This window comes from Mesorhizobium sp. P5_C1 (assembly GCF_054049815.1).
On the sequence record NZ_JBFULQ010000985.1, the window covers coordinates 1 to 1,272 of the forward strand.

The window sequence follows — 1,272 nt, forward strand, 5'->3', positions numbered from 1 at the left end:
AACCAACTCCTACAAGCGTCTGGTGCCGGGCTACGAAGCGCCGGTGCTGCTCGCCTATTCGGCGCGCAACCGCTCGGCATCCTGCCGCATCCCGTTCGGCTCCTCGCCCAAGTCCAAACGCGTCGAGGTCCGCTTCCCCGATCCGGGCGCGAACCCCTACCTCGCTTTCGCCGCCATGCTGATGGCCGGTCTCGACGGCATCAAGAACAAGATCCATCCCGGCCAGCCGATGGACAAGGATCTCTACGACCTGCCGCCGAAGGAGCTGAAGAAGATCCCGACCGTCTGCGGTTCGCTGCGCGAAGCGCTGCAGAGCCTCGACAAGGATCGCGGCTTCCTGAAAGCCGGCGGCGTCTTCGACGACGATCAGATCGACAGCTACATCGAGCTGAAGATGGCTGAGGTGATGCGCTTCGAAATGACCCCGCATCCAGTCGAGTACGACATGTACTACTCGGTCTAAGATTCGACAGACTATTCAAGCCCTTGAAAGAGTTCCCTCTTTCAAGGGCTTTTTGCTGCGCTCCGATGGGCCCCGCCTGTACCGACAGGTCCGCGCCCATCGCGATGGACGCACCTTTGCCTTTGAGCTTTTCGGCGTGTGTGAATGCCTGGGTTGCTGAGCCCGCGTTTCATGGGCTGGCAGAAACAGTTCGGTCGATGGTGAACATGAAAGCCAGGAGCGAGCGGCGCACTGCCTCAGGCTACAGTGACCGCTCGTCCGGCGCCCACGCCTATGCTGCCGTTCAAGTAAACCCCGCCCGTCCGAACAGCATCGCGTGACGTAACCCCAAGCGCTTCGAATACGCATGCTGCACTGCGATCTGTCAACGCCGCCAAACCGGCTGCGGACAGCCGATTCCGCAACATGAACAGATGGTTATGGAAGGGTGCGAGGTCACGGATAGTGCTCAAAATGCCAGTTTTCCGGGCTTTCTGGCGGGCTGCCGCCGGAAACTGGAACAGTGGCAGCCAAGGGCTCGACCGGATTCGCGACCGCCTGCATTGCCTGACTTTTTCTGGGTATGTTTTGCCCGAGGCCCGATCCGCCGGGCAACGGCAAAAAAGAACCCCAGCTTTCGCCGGGGTTCTTGGATGGACTTGGATGAATCTCAGACTGTCACGGCATGGACGTGAAGTCCCGATTCGAATGACTATGCGGCTGCCGAAACCTCAGCGCTCGCCGGCACCGAGGCGATCGTCTTCAGAATCTGCGAGGCGATCTGGTAGGGGTCGCCCTGGGAATTCGGACGGCGATCTTCCAGATAGCCC

General features: G+C 60.5%; 2 pseudogenes. One reads left to right on the forward strand and one right to left on the reverse strand.

The window, feature by feature from the left end:
• Nucleotides 1-463, forward strand: a pseudogene (gene glnA, locus ACXJ7R_RS33240) (glutamine synthetase); the annotation flags it as partial.
• A 691-nt stretch (nucleotides 464-1,154) separates the two neighbouring features.
• Here the strand turns inward: glnA and ACXJ7R_RS33245 are convergent.
• A pseudogene (locus tag ACXJ7R_RS33245) lies at nucleotides 1,155-1,272 on the reverse strand (glutamine synthetase); the annotation flags it as partial.